General features: G+C 36.7%; 20 protein-coding genes. 11 read left to right on the top strand and 9 right to left on the bottom strand.

Features of this window, described 5'->3' with window-relative positions; translation table 11 throughout:
- Positions 1–13: 13 nt before the first annotated feature.
- Positions 14–1,171 carry a Leu/Phe/Val dehydrogenase gene (locus BAOM_RS20305; protein ID WP_252282647.1) on the top strand — a complete coding sequence of 386 codons (1,158 nt, stop codon included), beginning with the start codon at positions 14–16 and terminating at the stop codon, positions 1,169–1,171.
- Positions 1,172–1,472: 301 nt separating this feature from the next.
- Entirely contained in the window at positions 1,473–1,679 is a 207-nt protein-coding gene (locus BAOM_RS20300) for a cupin domain-containing protein (RefSeq protein ID WP_127761830.1), read from the top strand.
- 86 nt (positions 1,680–1,765) lie between these two features.
- Here the strand turns inward: BAOM_RS20300 and bioB are convergent, their stop codons facing one another.
- From bioB to BAOM_RS20270, 6 genes are all read right to left on the bottom strand, one after another.
- Positions 1,766–2,761, bottom strand: coding sequence for a biotin synthase BioB (gene bioB, locus BAOM_RS20295; RefSeq protein WP_127761829.1), 996 nt, complete (start codon positions 2,759–2,761; stop codon positions 1,766–1,768).
- Positions 2,762–2,946: 185 nt separating this feature from the next.
- Positions 2,947–3,177, bottom strand: a complete 231-nt coding sequence (locus tag BAOM_RS20290; protein WP_127761828.1) for a hypothetical protein — start codon at positions 3,175–3,177, stop codon at positions 2,947–2,949.
- A gap of 167 nt (positions 3,178–3,344) precedes the next feature.
- Positions 3,345–4,418, bottom strand: coding sequence for a sulfate/molybdate ABC transporter ATP-binding protein (locus tag BAOM_RS20285; RefSeq protein WP_127761827.1), 1,074 nt, complete (start codon positions 4,416–4,418; stop codon positions 3,345–3,347).
- A gap of 20 nt (positions 4,419–4,438) precedes the next feature.
- The gene (cysW, locus tag BAOM_RS20280) at positions 4,439–5,302 is read right to left on the bottom strand and encodes a sulfate ABC transporter permease subunit CysW (protein WP_127761826.1); all 864 of its coding nucleotides are present in this window, start codon (positions 5,300–5,302) and stop codon (positions 4,439–4,441) included.
- A 12-nt stretch (positions 5,303–5,314) separates the two neighbouring features.
- On the bottom strand, positions 5,315–6,148 hold the full coding sequence (cysT, locus tag BAOM_RS20275) for a sulfate ABC transporter permease subunit CysT (protein ID WP_373995348.1): 834 nt from the start codon (positions 6,146–6,148) through the stop codon (positions 5,315–5,317).
- An 89-nt stretch (positions 6,149–6,237) separates the two neighbouring features.
- Complete coding sequence (locus BAOM_RS20270; RefSeq protein WP_127762662.1) at positions 6,238–7,248, bottom strand: sulfate ABC transporter substrate-binding protein; 1,011 nt, start codon at positions 7,246–7,248, stop codon at positions 6,238–6,240.
- Positions 7,249–7,582: 334 nt separating this feature from the next.
- On the opposite strand from BAOM_RS20270, the gene BAOM_RS20265 reads away from it, so the two are divergent.
- Both BAOM_RS20265 and BAOM_RS20260 read left to right on the top strand, forming a co-directional pair.
- Positions 7,583–7,849 (top strand): DUF1292 domain-containing protein, encoded by a 267-nt coding sequence (locus BAOM_RS20265; RefSeq protein ID WP_127761824.1) that lies wholly within the window; start codon positions 7,583–7,585, stop codon positions 7,847–7,849.
- A gap of 230 nt (positions 7,850–8,079) precedes the next feature.
- Complete coding sequence (locus tag BAOM_RS20260) at positions 8,080–8,946, top strand: DMT family transporter (RefSeq protein ID WP_127762661.1); 867 nt, start codon at positions 8,080–8,082, stop codon at positions 8,944–8,946.
- Positions 8,947–9,100: 154 nt separating this feature from the next.
- Here BAOM_RS20260 and BAOM_RS20255 read toward each other — a convergent pair whose 3' ends face one another.
- Positions 9,101–9,280: a hypothetical protein gene (locus BAOM_RS20255; RefSeq protein WP_127761823.1), complete on the bottom strand. Its 180-nt coding sequence runs from the start codon at positions 9,278–9,280 to the stop codon at positions 9,101–9,103.
- A gap of 171 nt (positions 9,281–9,451) precedes the next feature.
- On the opposite strand from BAOM_RS20255, the gene BAOM_RS20250 reads away from it, so the two are divergent.
- Positions 9,452–10,330 carry a LysR family transcriptional regulator gene (locus tag BAOM_RS20250; RefSeq protein WP_127761822.1) on the top strand — a complete coding sequence of 293 codons (879 nt, stop codon included), beginning with the start codon at positions 9,452–9,454 and terminating at the stop codon, positions 10,328–10,330.
- Positions 10,331–10,422: 92 nt separating this feature from the next.
- Here the strand turns inward: BAOM_RS20250 and BAOM_RS20245 are convergent, their stop codons facing one another.
- The gene (locus BAOM_RS20245; RefSeq protein WP_127761821.1) at positions 10,423–10,935 is read right to left on the bottom strand and encodes a GNAT family N-acetyltransferase; all 513 of its coding nucleotides are present in this window, start codon (positions 10,933–10,935) and stop codon (positions 10,423–10,425) included.
- Positions 10,936–11,268: 333 nt separating this feature from the next.
- Between BAOM_RS20245 and BAOM_RS20240 the strand changes: the two genes are divergently transcribed.
- The 6 genes from BAOM_RS20240 to BAOM_RS20215 all read left to right on the top strand — a co-directional run bounded on the left by BAOM_RS20240 (position 11,269) and on the right by BAOM_RS20215 (position 16,180).
- A complete protein-coding gene (locus BAOM_RS20240) occupies positions 11,269–12,087 on the top strand; it encodes a lipoate--protein ligase family protein (RefSeq protein WP_127761820.1) in 819 nt (272 codons plus the stop codon).
- A 12-nt stretch (positions 12,088–12,099) separates the two neighbouring features.
- On the top strand, positions 12,100–13,047 hold the full coding sequence (gene lipA, locus BAOM_RS20235) for a lipoyl synthase (RefSeq protein ID WP_119117320.1): 948 nt from the start codon (positions 12,100–12,102) through the stop codon (positions 13,045–13,047).
- 74 nt (positions 13,048–13,121) lie between these two features.
- The gene (locus BAOM_RS20230) at positions 13,122–13,748 is read left to right on the top strand and encodes a LysE family translocator (RefSeq protein WP_127761819.1); all 627 of its coding nucleotides are present in this window, start codon (positions 13,122–13,124) and stop codon (positions 13,746–13,748) included.
- Between the two features lie 81 nt (positions 13,749–13,829).
- A complete protein-coding gene (locus BAOM_RS20225; RefSeq protein WP_127761818.1) occupies positions 13,830–14,414 on the top strand; it encodes a TetR/AcrR family transcriptional regulator in 585 nt (194 codons plus the stop codon).
- A 52-nt stretch (positions 14,415–14,466) separates the two neighbouring features.
- Positions 14,467–15,672, top strand: coding sequence for a YhgE/Pip domain-containing protein (locus BAOM_RS20220; RefSeq protein ID WP_127761817.1), 1,206 nt, complete (start codon positions 14,467–14,469; stop codon positions 15,670–15,672).
- A gap of 97 nt (positions 15,673–15,769) precedes the next feature.
- Positions 15,770–16,180: a VOC family protein gene (locus tag BAOM_RS20215; protein ID WP_127761816.1), complete on the top strand. Its 411-nt coding sequence runs from the start codon at positions 15,770–15,772 to the stop codon at positions 16,178–16,180.
- A gap of 65 nt (positions 16,181–16,245) precedes the next feature.
- Here the strand turns inward: BAOM_RS20215 and BAOM_RS20210 are convergent, their stop codons facing one another.
- The gene (locus tag BAOM_RS20210) at positions 16,246–18,216 is read right to left on the bottom strand and encodes a methyl-accepting chemotaxis protein (protein WP_127761815.1); all 1,971 of its coding nucleotides are present in this window, start codon (positions 18,214–18,216) and stop codon (positions 16,246–16,248) included.
- Between the last annotated feature and the right edge of the window lie 107 nt (positions 18,217–18,323).

The raw sequence follows: 18,323 nt of genomic DNA, 5'->3' as shown, positions 1-18,323 counted from the left end.
GGAGGAAATTAAAATGACATTAACATTACCAACTGAAAATATAACTATGCAATCAACAGGTTCATTTGACATGTTTACTAAAATTCAAGGCCATGAACAAGTAGTATTCTGTAATGATCCGGCGACAGGATTGAAAGCCATTATTGCGATTCATGATACTACCCTTGGACCAGCATTAGGCGGTACGAGAATGAGACCTTATCACACATTTGAAGAAGCTTTAGAAGATGCTTTACGCTTATCAAAAGGGATGACATACAAAAATGCTGCGGCTGATAATGATTTCGGTGGAGGTAAGGGTGTTATTATTGGGGATCCAATGAAGGACAAAACTCCAGAATTATTCCGTGCATATGGACAATTTATTGATTCCTTACATGGTCGATTTTATACAGGAACAGATATGGGAACCGTCCTAGATGATTTCGTTCATGCACATAAAGAAACAAACTGTATTGCTGGTTTACCAGAGGAGTACGGTGGGGGCGGTGAAACATCAATTCCTACAGCTCTTGGAATTTTATACAGTATTCAGGCAGTTGCCAATACATTGTGGGGCCACGAAAATTTAACTGGAAAAAGATTTGCCATTCAAGGTTTAGGGAAAGTTGGTTTTAAAATAGCGGAACATTTACTAGAACATGGGGCTGATTTATATGTTACAGATGTTTCCGACGAAGCAGTAAAAACATTAGTAGAAAAAGCAAAACAAATGGGCGGAAAAGCAATCGCTGTCAAGGGTAATGAAATTTATGGAACGGATGCGGATATATTTGTTCCATGTGCCATTGGGGGCATTATCAATGATCAAACCATTGATCAACTAAAAGTACAAGGAATTGCGGGTGCGGCAAATAACCAACTTCTTCACGAAAGCCATGCTAAAGTTTTAAAAGAGAGAGGAATTCTCTATGCACCTGATTATATTGTAAATAGCGGCGGTGTTATCCAAGTAGCGGATGAATTATATGGACCGAATAAGAGTAGAGTATTAAGTAAAACGAAAAATATTTATCGTTCCGTTCTTGAGGTTCTACAACAATCAGAAAACGAAAATATTACAACTGTAGAAGCAGCCAACTTGATGTGTGAAAACAGACTGAATGTAAGAAAGACAAGAGATAGCTTCTTCTCTCCAAATAAACGTCCAAAGTGGCAAATCCGTCATTAATCAAATCCATTGTCAGTGGGTATATAAAGTGAAACTTCCATCAGTGGGGGGAACTTACTGCCCGTTAAGTGTGGGATAAAAATTCCAAGAAGAGTAGTGATTGCTACTCTTCTTTTGTGCGTTTGGTTGCTTATCGGACTAACGGGTGGACACACTACTTGATGGCGTAAGTGATAGTTGACAGGGCAGTGCATATCTGTGAGGAATCGTGCGGAGGGATGACAGCAAATCTCGGAAGAGGAGACTCTACATCATTAGCTGTTCCTTGAGGAGCTTTACCTAAATTATATCGTATCATAAAATGTATCATATTATTGTAGAGATACAACCTGGTGATATGACAGAATTAGAATTAATTTCTCATAGCGGCGAAGAATGTGGGTACGTATTACAGGGGACATTGAAGGTATATTTAGGAGATCAACAATTTCACTTAAATGAAGGTGATAGTATTTCTTTCTCCAGTATGATACCCCATCATTACAATAATCTTGATAATGATGTATAAATTTCTGAGTTCTCCATAAAGAAAGGAGCGCCTTTGAGACGCTCCTATTTTATTAAACAAGAGATTGCCAAGATGAGTTTACTTTTTTAAAGTGCACATTCCTCAATTTCAAAACCTAAATCTTCAATTAGTCCCCAGTCACTCGTTGGTTCTTGTCCTTCAGTTGTTAAGTAATCGCCAACGAAGATAGAGTTTGCAGCAAATAATCCAAGAGGCTGCAAAGAGCGTAAGTTTACTTCACGGCCGCCTGAAATACGGATTTCTTTTGTTGGATTAACAAAACGCATCATTGCTAAAATCTTTAAGCATTGCATCGGTGTTAAGGCGTCTTTATTCTCGAGCGGTGTACCAGGAACAGCCACAAGGAAGTTACATGGAATTGAATCTGCATCCAATACATTTAATTGGAAGGCAATTTCTACTGCTTGTTCTTTTGTTTCGCCCATCCCGAAAATCGCACCTGAACAAGGAGATAATCCTGCTTTTTTAGATGTACTAACTGTATCTACACGATCGTCATATCCATGAGTGGAACAAATCGAATCATAGTTATCAGCATGAGTATTTAAGTTATGGTTATAGCGGTGAACTCCTGCATCAACGAGTCTTTCGGCTTGGTTTTCATTTAGAAAACCTAAACATGCACAAATTTTTAAATCTGTTTTTTCACGAATTTCTTTTACGGCACCAATGACGTGCTCTACTTCTTTATCCGTTGGACGGCGACCTGATGCGACAATACAATATGTACCTGCTTTACGGCGCTTTGCTTCAAACGCACCTTCAACAATTTTATCTTTCGTTAACCATGCATACTTATCAATCGGTGCTTCAGACACAATCGATTGTGAACAGTATCCGCAGTCTTCAGGACAAAGTCCAGACTTTGTATTGATAATCATATTAAGCTTTACTTTTTTTCCATAATAATGATGACGAATAAGATAAGCGGCATTCAGTACTTCTAATACTTGCTCATCCGGCACGTTTAAAATATGTAGGGCATTTTCTTGTGTAATACTCCCTCCATTAATGACGTTTTCGGCAAGCTGTTGCCAATTGATTTTCTTTGTAGTAGTCATGATATCCCCTCTTTGTTAACTATTTTTATTATAAGTTAACAATAAATGGTGTTATATGTCAACTTTTATTTATTATAAGTTTACAATTTTGCGAGAAATAAAAAGAGAACGGAGGAGTTGATGATTATTTCCGTTCTATTATAATGAATCAACAATTTCATAGATTAATGAGGAAGAAGGATTCCCTATTTAATAGGCCATTTCGTATCTTCTATAGCTCTTCTAATTTGCATTTGTTCAAGTTCAAGCTTGATTTTTTCTGTTTCTATGAGATAGTTTTCGTGCTTGAGTTTTTCTAGTTCTAACTCATCTTTTAGCATATCCCGTTTGATTTTCGATTGTTTTTGAAAATGACCTGTGATGATTGCGATGATGGGGATGGAAAAAATCATAATTACAGCGATTGTACCTGTCATTATTATCACCTCTTTATGGAATTTTTGTTAGTTTAAGTATACAATACTTTTAAACTAGCAACTTTACTATATTATGTTTAGATTCTTAAAAAGTTAGGAAATAGAAAGCGTTTAGTAAAGAAAGAATCGCCTTTCACAATGAATGTGAAAGGCGATTCTGATTTTGTTTAAATCGAAAAATCTTCAGGAATAAATACTTTTAATTGTTTTGGTCGTACATAAACTTGTTCGCCGACCTTTAGTTGGAGAGAGTGATAATGCTCTTTCGTTACTTCAGCTTCTAAAAATTCTTCCGCGTCTGTACGTTTTAATTCGATTTGGACAATTGGACCAATTACATGGATGTGGCTAATTGTCGTATGAACAGCATCTTCACTTGTTTTGGTTTTCTCGATTTGAATATCATGCGGGCGAACGTAGCCAATGGCTTCAGGATGATTTTGACTAAATAATTCTGGGATGTCTGCTTCAAAGCTTCCATGTTTTAATTTTCCGTTTTGGATGCGTCCTTTGAATAAATTGACATTGCCTAAAAAGTCATACACAAATGGACTATTTGGATGATCATATACTTCTTCAGGGCTGCCAATTTGTTCAATTTTTCCGTTATTCATGACAACGATTCGGTCCGCTACATCGAGTGCTTCTTCTTGGTCATGGGTTACAAATATACTAGTAATATGAAAGTCATCATGTAATTTCCGTAACCAGCGGCGTAAGTCTTTTCGTACTTTTGCATCGAGCGCACCGAATGGTTCGTCGAGCAATAATACTTTAGGTTCAACGGCTAAAGCACGAGCGAGCGCAACTCGTTGACGTTGCCCGCCTGATAATTGTGAAGGATATCTGTCCGCAAAGTTTTCTAATTTGACCAATTGTAATAATTCCATTACTTTCTTTTGAATGTCCGCTTTAGATGGTCTAGTTTTTCTCGGTCGTACTTTTAAACCGTAGGCGACATTGTCAAAAACGGTCATATGTCGAAATAAAGCATAATGTTGAAATACAAATCCAACATTTCGTTCTTTCGGATTTACATCTGTGATATCTTTTCCATCAAATAAAATCGCTCCTTGATCTAATCCTTCTAATCCAGCAATGATGCGTAGAAGTGAGGTTTTTCCTGAACCGGATGGACCAAGTAAAGCAATTAGTTCTCCGGTTTGAATGTCGATGTTAATCCGATCGAGCGCCTGAAATGAGCCGAACGCTTTTGAGACATTTTGAATTTGTATACTCATCTGTAAGAAGCTCCTTCTATTTAAATATGTTTTGCTTTCCATTCAATTAGATTTTTCACAATCAGTGTAATAATGGCGAGAACAGACATAAGTGATGCGACTGCAAATGCGGCTGAAAATTGATATTCATTATATAAAATTTCAATGTGAAGCGGCATCGTATTGGTCATGCCACGAATATGTCCTGATACAACGGATACGGCGCCAAACTCGCCAATTGCTCGAGCATTACATAAAATGAGGCCGTATAATAACCCCCATTTAATATTAGGGAGCGTAACTAAAAGGAAGGTTTTAAAGCCGCTTGCTCCTAATGTGAGGGAAGCTTCTTCTTCCGCTGTTCCTTGAGCTTGCATAAGTGGAATCAGTTCGCGTGCTACAAAGGGCAGGGTCACGAAAATGGTTGCTAACACAATTCCTGGTAACGCAAAGACAATTTTCAGATCATGCTCGAACAGCCATTCTCCAAATAAACCTTGTGCACCGAAAAGAAGAATAAAAACAAGACCGGCAATAACAGGTGAAATGGCAAAAGGCAAATCGATGATGGTAATTAAAATGTTCTTGCCTTTGAATTGGAATTTCGTAATCGCCCAGGCCGCCATGATGCCAAAAATAGCGTTTAACGGTACGGTAATAAGAACGACGAGCAAGGTTAATTTAATGGCTGAGAGTGCATCGGGATGTGTAATCGCCGCCACATAAGTTTCCCAACCTTTTTGAAAAGCCGTAATAAAAATGGTGACGAGTGGTAAAACAAGAAATAAAGCTAAAAAAGCGAGGGCAATGAAGGTTAAAATCCATCTGATTGCCTTCGGTTCTTGCGAGACGGAAGTTACTTTGATTGTAGTCGGCGTTTGTTGCAGTGGTACATGTCCAGCCATAGATTCTCCTCCTTAACTATGTAAAAACTTTCGATTAGTCACCCATTGAATCATATTAATGATGAATAATAACAAAAAGGATACAACGAGCATGACTGTTGCAATCGCGGTAGCCCCTGCATAATCGTATTGCTCTAGCTTTGTCATAATGATGAGCGGGGTAATTTCTGTTTTCATCGGCATATTTCCAGCGATAAAAACGACCGATCCATATTCCCCAAGAGCACGAGCAAATGCAAGTGAGAAGCCTGTTAAAATGGCTGGAATTAATTCTGGTAAAATAACTTTTATAAAGGTTTGAAGTCGATTGGCACCGAGGCTTGCAGATGCTTCTTCTACTTCCCCATTAAAGTTTTGGAGAACAGGCTGCACGGTACGAACGACAAAAGGTAAACCGATAAACGTTAATGCGATAATAATGCCAAGTGGAGTAAAGGCAATTTTAAAATTGAAAAACTGACCAACCCATCCTTGAGGGGCGTAGAGTGTCGTTAAGGCAATTCCAGCAACAGCGGTCGGCAGGGCAAAGGGCAAATCGACTAAACCATCGACAATCCTTTTTCCGGGAAAATCATAACGAACAAGCACCCAAGCAATAATGGTTCCGAAAATAACATTTAGAATGCCTGCTGCTAAAGCAGTGCCAAAGCTTAATTTATAGGAAGCAACGACTCTTTCGCCGGTAATGGTTTCAATAAATTCGCTCCAATTCATTGTGGTTGTGTTAATAAAAACCATTGATAAGGGCAGTAAAACGAGAATGCTAACATAGAGCATCGTATAGCCAAGTGATAAGCCAAAGCCAGGTATTATATTACGCCTTTTCTTTTTTCGTACCGGTAATATGTTCACGGAGTTGCACCTCTATTTCGCTAGATAACGTGAAAAGATACATACAAAGATATGTATCTTTCACTAATCATTTTGTGGAGTTATTATTTAGGTTGATAAATTTCGTCAAATGTTCCTCCATCATTAAAATGAGTTTCTTGTGCTTTTTTCCAGCCGCCAAAATCTTTAACGGTCACTAAATCAAGGGATGGAAATTGATTTTTATATTTTTCTAATACAGCTTCGCTTCGCGGACGATAGTAGTTTTTCGCTGCGATTTCTTGCCCTTTTTCTGTGTATAAATGTTTTAAGTAAGCTTCAGCTACTTCACGCGTTCCTTTTTTATCGACGATTTTATCAACAACGGCTACTGGCGGTTCAGCTAAAATACTTAGAGACGGTGTGACAATTTCAAATTCATCTTTACCTAATTCATTTAAAGAAAGATATGCTTCATTTTCCCAAGCGATTAATACATCACCAATACCGCGCTCTACAAATGTTGTTGTTGAACCGCGAGCACCTGAATCTAACACTTCAACGTTTCCATACAAGTCTTTCATAAATGCTTTAATCTTAGCTTCATCCCCGTTATATTGCTGCTTCGCATAGGCCCATGCTGCTAAGTAATTCCATCTAGCACCACCTGATGTTTTTGGATTTGGTGTAATAACGGAAACACCTTTTTTCGTTAAATCGTTCCAATCTTTAATGCCTTTAGGATTGCCTTTACGCACTAAGAAGACAATTGTTGATGTGTACGGTGTTGAGTTGTCTTCAAATTCTGTTTCCCAATCTTCATTTAATAATTGTCTTGCTTGAGCAATTTCATCGATATCATAGGCTAAAGCAAGTGTGACAACATCCGCTTCAAGTCCATCAATAACGGCACGCCCTTGTTTTCCAGATCCACCATGTGATTGTTGAATCGTGACATCCTGACCTGTTTCTTCTTTCCAGTAAGCGATAAAATCTTCATTAAATTCTTGATACAATTCACGAGTTGGGTCATAAGAGACGTTTAATAATTCCACAGGTTTTTTAGAGTCTGAAGAACCATCCTTCTCCTCATTGCTGCTTGATTGACTGTTGCTGCAGCCTGCTAGAATCATCATTAATGCTGAAAGAATTAATAAAAAATGAAATGCACCTTTTTTAGCTTTTACCACTGTGAACTCCCCCTTTTTTTCTCTAAAAATACAAAAAGACTGCAATCTTCATTACATGTCACACACGTAATAAGATGCAGCCTTCAGTTTGTCTGATCAGCATATGCATTTGGATATTCTTTTTAATAAAGGCAATAAATTCTTGTTTTTAATTTAAACTTATTTTTCTTATTAGTCAACTATGAATTTAAGATTTTTAGAATATTTTATTATTGTTTAGGAGAAGATAAGGTAATATAGATAATCTGAACTTATTTTTTTAATAAAGGAGCACGGTCATATGGATAAAATTGAAGTTGGCGATATTTTTACCCTATTTGATGAAAATGATGAAGAACAAGACATCGAAGTCTTAGGTACGCTAAGTGTAGAAGGAAATGAATATGTTGCGGTTGGTTTTGTAGAAGAACTAGAGCAGCAAACAGAAGAAGATGTTGATATTTTCTTTTTACGAGTGGAAGAGGGAGAAGAGTTGTCTGAAATTGTAAGTGATGAAGAATTTGCAAAAGTATCGATGGCTTTTGAAGGTGTTACGTCCTCAAAATAAACAATGAGCTCTTTGATTTTCAGATAATCAAAGAGCTCGTTTTATTTATCATTTCACAATAATTCTTCTGCGTGCTTCACCTTTGAGTAAGGTAGAGGGCGCAGGAGGATTTTTTAAATCCTTTGATTGGAAGTCCGGAGTTAGACGATACCATTTAATCAACAAGAAGTTAGGAAAAATATGCTATGATAAATGCTAGATTAGTATATAAGGAAAGGTTCTATATGTATATGAAATCAGCAGCTATGATGAAAATGATATTAGCCATGTCTATTTTTGGATCAATTGGATTTTTTACTGTGAAAACGGGTGTTCCGGCATCTGAGCTAGTGTTCGTTCGTTGTATTTGTGCCACGCTATTTTTAGGTTTGTGCTGGTTTATTACAGGACAGCATAAAGTAGAGGTTTGGAGAAAGAAAGATGTACTAGTTACAATGCTATGCGGTGTGTTTTTAGTATTAAATTGGGTATTTCTATTTAAAGCATTTGAGGAAATGTCTATAACCATTGCCATCTCTATCTATCATTTAGCTCCTATATTAGTATTGATTTTCGGAAGTATCTTTCTAAAGGAAAAAATGAATGTATGGTCTTTGTTGGCTGTTTTTGTGTGTTTCCTTGGAAGTGTCCTCATAATAGGCATTACTGGTCAAACATCATTTTCAGACTTCGTAAGCTCAGGCTTTATATGGGCTTTACTTGCAGCCATATGTTATGCAATGACGATGATTATAGGGAAAGGCATTCAAGGGTTAAGTGCCTATGCGATGACATTTGTTCAGACTTCGGTTGGAATCATTATTTTATTGCCATTTATGGACTTTAACGTGTTTCATCATTTGAGTTCAACGAATTGGCTATTTATTTTAGGGACAGGATTGATTCATACGGGGATTGTTTATTATTTATTTTTTGACAGTCTTAGACAACTATCTACACCTGTTATATCTGCTCTAGTTTTTGTTGATCCAGCTGTCGCTATCTTGTTGGATACCATTATAATAGGATTTCGACCTTCGACTTTACAGGTTATTGGAATGATCCTTATTTTTAGCGGAATGTTGTATACATTAGTGGAGCCAAAGAAGGTGACTTAAACGGTCATGCCTAAGGTTTGTATAGAATGTAGTGAAACATGAATGCATTGATGATGCGGAGTTTTGTTAAAATGGATGTATGGAAAAAAGAACGCTTAAAATCACCCTTATAAGGGCATTCTAAGCGTTCTTTTCTGTTTATCAACCAAAAGAATTAATGTTTAATTTGTTCGATTACACGTTGTTTTAGCTCTTCGTCCATTGAAGAAAGCTTAACTTGGTTTGTTAAACGATCTTGTATCTCTTTATCAGTTGTAATACCGTGTTCTTTTAAGATTTGGATAAGTAATTCAAATGTCATTTGGTCTTTAATATTTTTTGCTGTGTGTTCCATAGTAATGTCCCCTTTAATGATGTTGCTATATAGATTCTTTTATTTAAAGAGATGGTTTTTTCAAATACTGTACGCTAGCGATATAAATACTGTAACAAACTTTTCGTGATATAAAAAATATATTTATAATAATGATATTATATGAAAAAAATATGATTAGGGGGTGTATGAATGGATCTTAGGCAATTAAAGTATTTTAAAACAATCGTTGACGAAGGGAATATAACGAAGGCAGCGGAAATCTTGCATATGGCACAGCCGCCATTGAGTCAACAGCTTAAACAATTAGAAAAGGAATTAGGAACGGTTTTAATTAAACGCTATAGACAACAGTGGGAGTTAACGGAAACTGGGAGGGTCTTATATAACCATGCTGTGCATATGCTGCAAGATATAAAAGAGGTTAAGCAAGAAATACAAGAAATAGAAGAAGGAACTCGGGGAACATTATCGATGGGTATATCATCGAGTTGTGTTAACTTACTTCCTAAAAAGGTCAAAGAGTTTAGAAGGGAATATCCTGATGTATTCGTTAATATTTGGAAAGAGGATTCATCTTACCTGCAAAAACTATTAATTGAACGAAAAATCGAACTTTCATTTATGCTTCCTCCAGCTAATTTAGAAGAGTATCAAGTGCAAAGACTTAAGAGGAAACCTTTTGTAGTGACCCTTCCTGCTGCATGGGCAAACGGGCTTAATAAAAGTTCAATTAGTTTAAAGGAAATCATTAACTATCCATTTCTTATGTTAGGCCCTATGGAGGGTTCATCTATTTATAGGGACATTTTGAATGAATTCAATAAACGTGATTTTTCTCCTAATATTGTTCTAGAATGCAACGATATATTTACGGTATTGAATTTTGTTGCGTTAGAAATAGGTATTTCAATCATTCCGAAATCGGAAATTCATGATATCTCTCATCAGAATATTAGTACACTTGAAATTGAGGATTTTCCATTATTTATCGAACCAGCCATAGTATCCTTAAAAAGAAATCGTTTGACTAAAGCTGCAGAGCATTTCTTGAATTATTTTGCAGATTAATCATATGATTTCCATAGAATTTGGATTTTACCTATATTTCCAATGATAAATTCAAGCCCCCATACTTATGAGGGGGCTTGAAACTATACGTATCAAGGTTCAGTAGGGTGATCTGGTCCTTGTAAATCTAATTGATAAAAGGCAAGATCCAGCCATCTGCCGAATTTATAGCCTGCTTTTTTTATTGTGCCAGAATGGATAAAGCCTAATCCTTCGTGGATTTTGATGCTGGCCTCATTAGCGGCATCAATGCCAGCGACAAGTGTCGCATATTTCTGTTCATTGGCAATCATTATTATTTCCTTTAATAAGTGTAGTCCAATTCCTTTTCTTCGATGGTCTTTATGTACATAAACAGAATGCTCAATCGTATATTTATAGGCAGGCCAAGCTCTAAAAGGACCAAAAGTGGCAAAGCCCATTATTTGATCTTCTTCTTCAAAAACAATTATAGGGTATCCCGCTTCGAGCTTTTGTTTATACCATGTTCTTCTATCTTCAATGGTGTGTGGTGTATAGTCGTAAACCGCTGTGCTGTTTATAATTGCATCATTATAAATGTCTAAAATGGTGTGTAAATCTTTCTCTTGAGCATATCTAATCATCGATTTTACCCTTCTCTTCATGTAGTTTTTCTTATTATATTATCATCCTGAATGTATATCAGTATATGCATCTGTCTGATATCGATTCTATTCCTAAAGCAGGCGAAATGCTAGAGGCAATTGCTGAAGCAAATCGAATCTCAATTAATTGACAAAAATAGTGATAATGCTATCATAAAATTAATTATGATTGAATTAACTGTAAGCTATGTAAATTCGTTACGGTGATTACGGATTTATACTATTTTTGAATAATATTATTTATGCTTGTTTCTTCTATCTATAATGAGGGAGAAGAGTAGAATAAACTAAAATACAGGCGGTGAAAACAACATGGTGGAAACATGGTATTTTATTGATTCTGGGTTACAAAGTCCTGCTTATAATATGGCATTGGATGAAACGCTTCTTAACTGGCACAGTCGCGGTCTTATTCCGCCTGTTCTCCGATTCTATGGTTGGAAACCAGCTGCATTGACGCTCGGTCATTTTCAAAAAACAGTCGGTCGAATTGATATCGAGGCTACTAAAGCAAAAGGAATTGAAATTGTAAGACGTCCAACAGGAGGGCTTGCGGTGCTTCATGATAATGAGCTTACGTACAGTGTGATTGTGAGTGAATCGCATGAGAAGATGCCAGCTTCTGTTGTTGAGGCGTATCGAGTGTTATCGCAAGGGATTTTAGAGGGATATAGAAATCTAGGGATTCAAGCAGAACTAGCAATTCCAGATGCGCCGGTTGGAAGAACAGGGACAGCGGTTTGTTTTGAAGAAGCCTCCTGGTATGAATTAGAAATTGATGGAAAGAAAGCGGCTGGAAGTGCCCAAAATCGTCAGAAGGGCGTTATTTTACAGCATGGTTCGATTCCTATTGAAATGAATACAGAAACCTTATATGATTTGTTTATATTTGCAAATGAAAAAGTGAAAGAGAGAGCAAGAGAAGCGTTTGCACAAAAGGCTGTTTTCATTCATGATATTTTAGAACGAGAAGTAACAATGGAAGAGTTAAAGGCAGCTTTTAAAGACGGGTTCCAAAAAGGACTTGATATTGAGTTAGCTGCATTTGAACCAAATGAAGAAATGTTAGAGGAAGTCGAAGAATTGATGAAATCCAAATATACAAATGATGATTATACTTTTCAAAGATAAGGGGTAGAGAGCGTGGCGAACAAGGAATACTTGCGAAAACCTGAATGGTTAAAAATTAAATTAAACACAAATGAAACCTATACAGACTTGAAAAAAATGATGCGTGAAGAAAAGCTGCATACAGTATGTGAGGAAGCGAAATGTCCGAATATTCATGAATGCTGGGCTGTTAGAAAAACAGCGACATTTATGATTCTAGGAAGCATCTGTACACGTGGTTGCCGCTTTTGTGCTGTTACAACAGGAATGCCAACTGAATTAGATCGTGAAGAACCAGAACGTGTAGCGCGCTCTGTGGAGGTTATGGGCTTACGCCATTGTGTTGTTACGGCTGTTGCTCGCGATGATTTAGCGGACGGCGGTGCTGAAATTTTTGCGGAAACGGTTCGTGCGATTCACCGTAGAGTGCCTTCATGTACGGTTGAAGTTCTGCCATCAGATATGAAAGGTGACTATGAAAGTTTGCATATGCTGATGGATGCGAAGCCGGATATTTTTAACCATAATATTGAAACGGTAGAACGTTTAACTCCGCGTGTTCGTTCGAAAGCTACTTATCAGCGCTCTTTACAATTGTTAAAAAGGGTAAAGGAGATTAGCCCTGATACACCAACGAAATCTAGCTTAATGGTTGGTCTTGGCGAAACAAAAGAAGAAATTTTACAAGCGATGGATGATTTACGTGCGCATGATGTAGATATTATGACAATCGGTCAATATTTACAACCAACGAAAAAGCATTTGCCAGTTGAACGCTATGTGCATCCAGATGAGTTTGCCGAGCTAAAAGAAATCGCTCTTCAAAAAGGTTTTAAACATTGTGAAGCAGGCCCGCTCGTTCGTTCTAGCTACCATGCTGACGAGCAAGTAAACCAAGCAGCACGTCAAAGACAATTAGAAGGCGAAAACAAAGAGCCGGAACAGGTTATTCAACAATATAAAGCACAGTTTTCGAATTAATAAAGAGGAAGGAGGGGCCTGACGGACTCCCTTCTTCTTTTTTGCATGGTTTTTGACAAGAAAGGAAGATTTGTTTGGAAAATTATTTGCTATTTATTATCACAGCATTGCTCATTATTATCGTTCCAGGTCCTGACTTTGCTTTAGTGACAAAAAATACAATTACTTATGGAAAGGAAGGGGGATTTAAAACGGTTGCAGGTATTGTTACAGCGCTTTTCATTCACACGTTACTTGCAACATGTGGTCTTTCCGCTCTTATTATGAAATCGGCGGTGCTCTTTTCCGTACTTAAGTTAATTGGCGCAATCTATCTTATTTATCTTGCTATTGATTCTTTTCGTAGTGCTTTGAAGCGTCAGTCATCTCAATTAGTAAAAGAAGAGCGGGCTCACCAACGTAAGACAAAACCGAAAAACTTCAAAGAAGGATTTCTAACAAACATCTTTAATCCAAAAGTAGCGTTTTTTTTCTTAAGTTTTTTACCTCAATTTATCTCAAAAGGTGAACATCACTTTTTGAAATTTTTAGCACTTGGAGTGATATTTATTGCTCTTTCTGTCATATGGTATTTCTTTTATATTTCGCTTATTAAACGCTTGCATGCCTTTATGCAAACCGAAAAAGTAAGCAAAGCGATGGAAGTAATTACAGGAACTGTTCTTTTAGGATTTGGGATACGGATGGTGTTAGAGAAGTAATAATGTTATTGACTTTTTCAGTTACCTAAATTATCCTAATAGTGTAAGTGATTACTTGCATAAAGTGAAGGTTGGTTGTATATGAATGAAATAAAAAGTACATCAGAGCGTATTATTGCAGCCTTTATAGAATTATTTCGCGATTATGGATATAAAGGAGCCACTACTCGTGCTGTTGCGGAACGAGCCGGTGTGAATGAAGTAACAATTTTTCGTCATTTTGGAAATAAGAAAGGGATGATGGATGCAGCGCTGCAATCCTTATCCTATAGCCCTTTTTTAGAAAAAATAATCAAGGAAGAAATGGTTTGGGATCTTGAAAAGGATTTGTGGGTAATTGCTGATGGATACCAAACTTATATGGAGAAAATAGGGGACCTTGTATTAATTGGTCTTCGAGAAGCTGGATTGTTTCCGGAACTCAATGAAGCGCTTATGCAAGTTCCTAAACAATTGAAAGACAATATGGTTGCCTATTTGGGGGAAATGAGTAGAAGGGGCAAGCTAATTGATACCGATATTGAGTTTCAAGCGATGAATTTTATTTGGTTGAACTTTGGCCACTTTATTTCAAAATCGCGATTCGGTAATAGTGTCATTTCTAATTCAAGAAATGAATTTTTGAAAAATAGTGTTCAACTTTTTGCTAGGGGGTTAACCCCCTAGTAAATTTTTAATCTGAATGCAAGTATGTACTTACTTTAATGGAGGGCTTTAAATGAAAACATTCAAGCATTTTTTAAAACATTCTGAAACATTTGTTGGGATTGCTGCAGCTTTCGCCTTTTTACTGGTTTTTTTCTGTGTGTGGATGACAGCATATAATGGTGTGGCAGACCGGGCAGACAAACTGAAAATTGGCTTAGTTAATGAAGATCAGCAAATGGGTTCAATGATTGAAGAAGAAATCATGAAAAAAGTTCCATTTGAGATTAGGAGTTACCAATCTATTGAATCAGCTAAACAAGATATGAATCAACGAGAGTTAGATATGGTAATGCAAATTCCTGAAAGTTTTTCTAATCAACTTCAGGAGAATACACAAACGGAAATTCATTACTTTATTAACCAGGCAAATGCCTCTTTGGCCAAACAAATCATGGATGGAGCTGCTAATAATATTACGCAATTGATTAATGAACATGCTTATGCTTATAAGCAGAAATTAATTGTTTCTAATTTACCGGAACAAATGAATGCAGCGGTTCCATCAAAAGAGCTCGCTCAAAACTTAACAGCAAGTATTTCAAAAGTTGTGCAGTCTTTACATGTTCAATCGGTTCAATCAGTTGTTGAAAAAACGAATAATACAGATGGATTTACTGTTACGATGGTACCGCTGATGGTTGTGCTCGCCTCATTTGTCGGGTCTATGCTGATGAGCCTCAATTTAACTATTGTTTCATCAAAATTAAAAAACAGCTATAGTAAATGGTCTATCTTTTTAGTCAGACAAATCATTAATGTAAGTGCTTCTATATTGTTAGCAATGATTACTTTACTATTTTTCGCTATTTTCCATATTGAATTGAATACCACTTTATGGGAGATGGGGATCTTTCAAATATTAGTTTACTTCTCTTTCTTAAGCTTAACTCAAATGTTTGTTATTTTATTTGGACCAAGCGGTATGCTATTTAACATCCTTGCTCTTTCGTCACAACTCGTCACTTCGGGTGTAATCGTTCCAAAAGTGATGTTATCTGACTTTTATCAAACAGTAGGTTCTTATTTACCTGCCACATATGTAGCAGACGGCTATTATACCGTCATTTTTGGGGGAGAACATTTAACAACTGATATGCTGCCTCTGCTACTTATATCAGTGGTGACTCTTTTTGTAGCAGTGATTCGAATTATGGTTCAAAAAAATAGTGTACTTACAGTTAATGAGGAATTGAGAGAAAAGAATATTTCGAGCTAAATGATTAAACTATACTAGTTGACAGTATGAAGTGGATTAGAGAAAATAAGAAAGAGAACGCACGTTTGTTTTTGGTTTAATAGAAGGGGGCTCTTACATGGGAAATGCAAATCAAAAAGTTACGCCGTTTTTAATGTTCTCTGGAACGTCCGAAGAGGCAATGAACTATTATACTTCTATTTTTGACGACTCAGAGATCATTCATATTCTTCGATATGGTGCAAATGAGGTTGGTGAGGAGGGAAGTGTGCTGCATGCTACATTCTCATTAAAGGGACAAAATTTTATGTGTATAGATAGCAGTGTGAAGCATGAATTCACCTTTACACCTTCTATATCATTATTTGTCACATGTGATACGGAGGACGAAATTTATCGAACTTTTGAAGCTTTATCCCAAGATGGAATTGTTTTAATGCCGTTAGCCCCTTCCCCTGTGAGTGAAAAGTTTGGATGGGTTCAAGATAAATATGGTGTTTCATGGCAATTGAATCTAGCAAAAATCTAATTAATGGGGAATCTTGTCATAAGAAAAGGAGTTCTATTTCTTATGACAAGATGATTGCTTTTATATTAGTTTGTCTTAAAGTGATTTACCTTACTATGTAATTGTTTAGAGTTTTCACGAAGCTGATAAATACTGTCGATCATATTGTTCATACGTTCATTTTGGATGTCACAGTTATCAGAGATGCTCTGGATATGATGTTGTGCTTCATGAGACGCACCCGCAATCGTTTCAATAGCGGCATTCATTTCTTCTGTACCGGCTGATACTTCTTCAGTTGCTTGTGTAATAGATTGAAGTTTCTCAGTTATACCGCTTATTTCCTTCAGCACATGTAAAAATGATTGTCCTGCTTCTTCGGTAATTTCCTTTCCAGTATCTACATAATCACTGCTAATGTGCATGTGGTTGGCTGAACGTTCTACCTCATGCTGCATTCTTCCAATCAATGCTTGAATTTGCTCTGTAGCTGTATTAGTGTGTTCTGCGAGTTTGCGAACTTCTTCAGCTACAATGGAGAATCCTCTTCCATGCTCACCAGCGCGAGCCGCTTCAATGGCTGCGTTTAATGCTAATAAATTAGTTTGTTCCGAAATAGCTGAAATAGTGGATAAGAATGAATTAATTTCTACTGTATTAGATTGAATCATCCCGATTGTTTCCGATAGGATGTGGACTGATTCATCAATTGTTTTCATTTGGTTCACTGCGTCATTAATAACACGGTATCCTGTTTCAGCAGCTTCTTTTGTTCGTTCTGATTGTTTAAATAATTCACTAGACACTTCAGTAACCTGTTGAATATTAAGAGCAAGCCCAGTTGTCGTATGTACGCATTCATCTGTCATTGCTGACTGTGTAGCAGCTCCTTGTTCAATTTGTTCTACTGATTCTGATACTAAATGTGTTTGCTTAGCGGTTTCTTCTGTAAGCGTTGACAATGAAGAAGAAGAATCTAAAACATTGGCTGCCGTTTGCTTGACCCCGATAATAATTTCTTGAATTTGCGATAATGTCTGATTGAAAGCAGATGCAAGCTGGCCAATTTCATCTTTTCTATGAACATCCAGACGCATCGTTAAATCTCCTTCTCCATGACTAATCTCTTCAAGTGACTTTGTCATCATCTCAAGCGGTTTTAATAATTTTCTAACAACGAAATAAATGGCTAGTATGACAAGAATAATACTTATTAAGGCTGCAAGCATTGTATACAATTGCACAGTGTCCATCACTTCATTAGACAGGCCGACAACTAGCAGTTGCCCATTGGATAATGATTTGGAAAAATACATAACACGTTGATTATTGACTTCACCATTCCACTGTTTATTGGTTTCAATATTGGAATCAAGTGATAATTTTTCATTTGTTGAAACGATGACCTCACCAGATTTACTTAAAATAGCTGCATATTTTACCGTATCGCTTAGTTCATCTTTTAAGCTTGCAATCATTGGGGGTATGCCGATTTGTTGATCTAATTCTTGCAGCGTTGCTCCGTCGCGTCCGACTTGTACAATACGTTCATCATTCCAACCTGTTACACCAACAAATTTATATAATTTACCGTCAACGGAACGTTCAGTTGCTTTTTGAGTGACCACAGATTCTTCACCAGAAATCAATTTCATAAATTCATAGGCTTGCCCGTTGGGATCACTGCTGAAATTAAAGTCAACCTTCTTCGCCATATTTGTTAAAATCGTATTACCATGTTGGTCTGTAATCCAAAACTCATCGATTCCAGACTTTTCAGATAACTCAACCAACTCTTCATAACTTGTTCCTTTTTCAAATAAAGAAGCAGTCATTACAGCCTGTCCAATCATTTCCTGATCTAAAATGGATTCTGCTTTCTCGCGTGAAATAATGGAATCTTCTATATTCAATTGAATGGTTGACACAATCGCCTCACCTTTTTGTGTCAAAGACTGTTCCACTTGCTTTGTTAAAAAGAATGAAAAACCTCCAAATACTACAATAAGTGATAGAATAATAGGAAGTAAAATCTTCCACTTTATAGAAATTACCATACGCTACTAACTCCTTCCTGTGCCAAATTAACTATTGATAGCTACTATCTACCTATTTTACAGAATACAGATAATTAAATGCGGATAAATTGGAAATTATTTTTGAC

The organism is Peribacillus asahii (assembly GCF_004006295.1).
In the GTDB taxonomy this organism is placed as follows: Bacteria; Bacillota; Bacilli; order Bacillales; family DSM-1321; genus Peribacillus; species Peribacillus asahii_A.
The sequence above is the reverse complement of the archived record's forward strand: the minus strand, read 5'-3'. Positions and strand labels throughout refer to the sequence as shown.

Excerpts from the sequence above, each read along its gene's own strand:
- cysW (WP_127761826.1), bottom strand. The coding sequence starts at position 5,302 with ATGGCTGGACATGTACCACTGCAACAAACGCCGACTACAATCAAAGTA.
- BAOM_RS20240 (WP_127761820.1), top strand. The coding sequence starts at position 11,269 with ATGGTGGAAACATGGTATTTTATTGATTCTGGGTTACAAAGTCCTGCT.
- BAOM_RS20260 (WP_127762661.1), top strand. The coding sequence starts at position 8,080 with ATGAAATCAGCAGCTATGATGAAAATGATATTAGCCATGTCTATTTTT.
- BAOM_RS20250 (WP_127761822.1), top strand. The coding sequence starts at position 9,452 with ATGGATCTTAGGCAATTAAAGTATTTTAAAACAATCGTTGACGAAGGG.
- BAOM_RS20225 (WP_127761818.1), top strand. The coding sequence starts at position 13,830 with ATGAATGAAATAAAAAGTACATCAGAGCGTATTATTGCAGCCTTTATA.
- BAOM_RS20270 (WP_127762662.1), bottom strand. The coding sequence starts at position 7,248 with ATGATGATTCTAGCAGGCTGCAGCAACAGTCAATCAAGCAGCAATGAG.
- BAOM_RS20305 (WP_252282647.1), top strand. The coding sequence starts at position 14 with ATGACATTAACATTACCAACTGAAAATATAACTATGCAATCAACAGGT.
- BAOM_RS20210 (WP_127761815.1), bottom strand. The coding sequence starts at position 18,216 with ATGGTAATTTCTATAAAGTGGAAGATTTTACTTCCTATTATTCTATCA.
- BAOM_RS20215 (WP_127761816.1), top strand. The coding sequence starts at position 15,770 with ATGGGAAATGCAAATCAAAAAGTTACGCCGTTTTTAATGTTCTCTGGA.
- bioB (WP_127761829.1), bottom strand. The coding sequence starts at position 2,761 with ATGACTACTACAAAGAAAATCAATTGGCAACAGCTTGCCGAAAACGTC.
- BAOM_RS20265 (WP_127761824.1), top strand. The coding sequence starts at position 7,583 with ATGGATAAAATTGAAGTTGGCGATATTTTTACCCTATTTGATGAAAAT.
- BAOM_RS20220 (WP_127761817.1), top strand. The coding sequence starts at position 14,467 with ATGAAAACATTCAAGCATTTTTTAAAACATTCTGAAACATTTGTTGGG.
- BAOM_RS20245 (WP_127761821.1), bottom strand. The coding sequence starts at position 10,935 with ATGATTAGATATGCTCAAGAGAAAGATTTACACACCATTTTAGACATT.
- BAOM_RS20255 (WP_127761823.1), bottom strand. The coding sequence starts at position 9,280 with ATGGAACACACAGCAAAAAATATTAAAGACCAAATGACATTTGAATTA.
- BAOM_RS20285 (WP_127761827.1), bottom strand. The coding sequence starts at position 4,418 with ATGAGTATACAAATTCAAAATGTCTCAAAAGCGTTCGGCTCATTTCAG.
- BAOM_RS20300 (WP_127761830.1), top strand. The coding sequence starts at position 1,473 with ATGTATCATATTATTGTAGAGATACAACCTGGTGATATGACAGAATTA.
- BAOM_RS20290 (WP_127761828.1), bottom strand. The coding sequence starts at position 3,177 with ATGACAGGTACAATCGCTGTAATTATGATTTTTTCCATCCCCATCATC.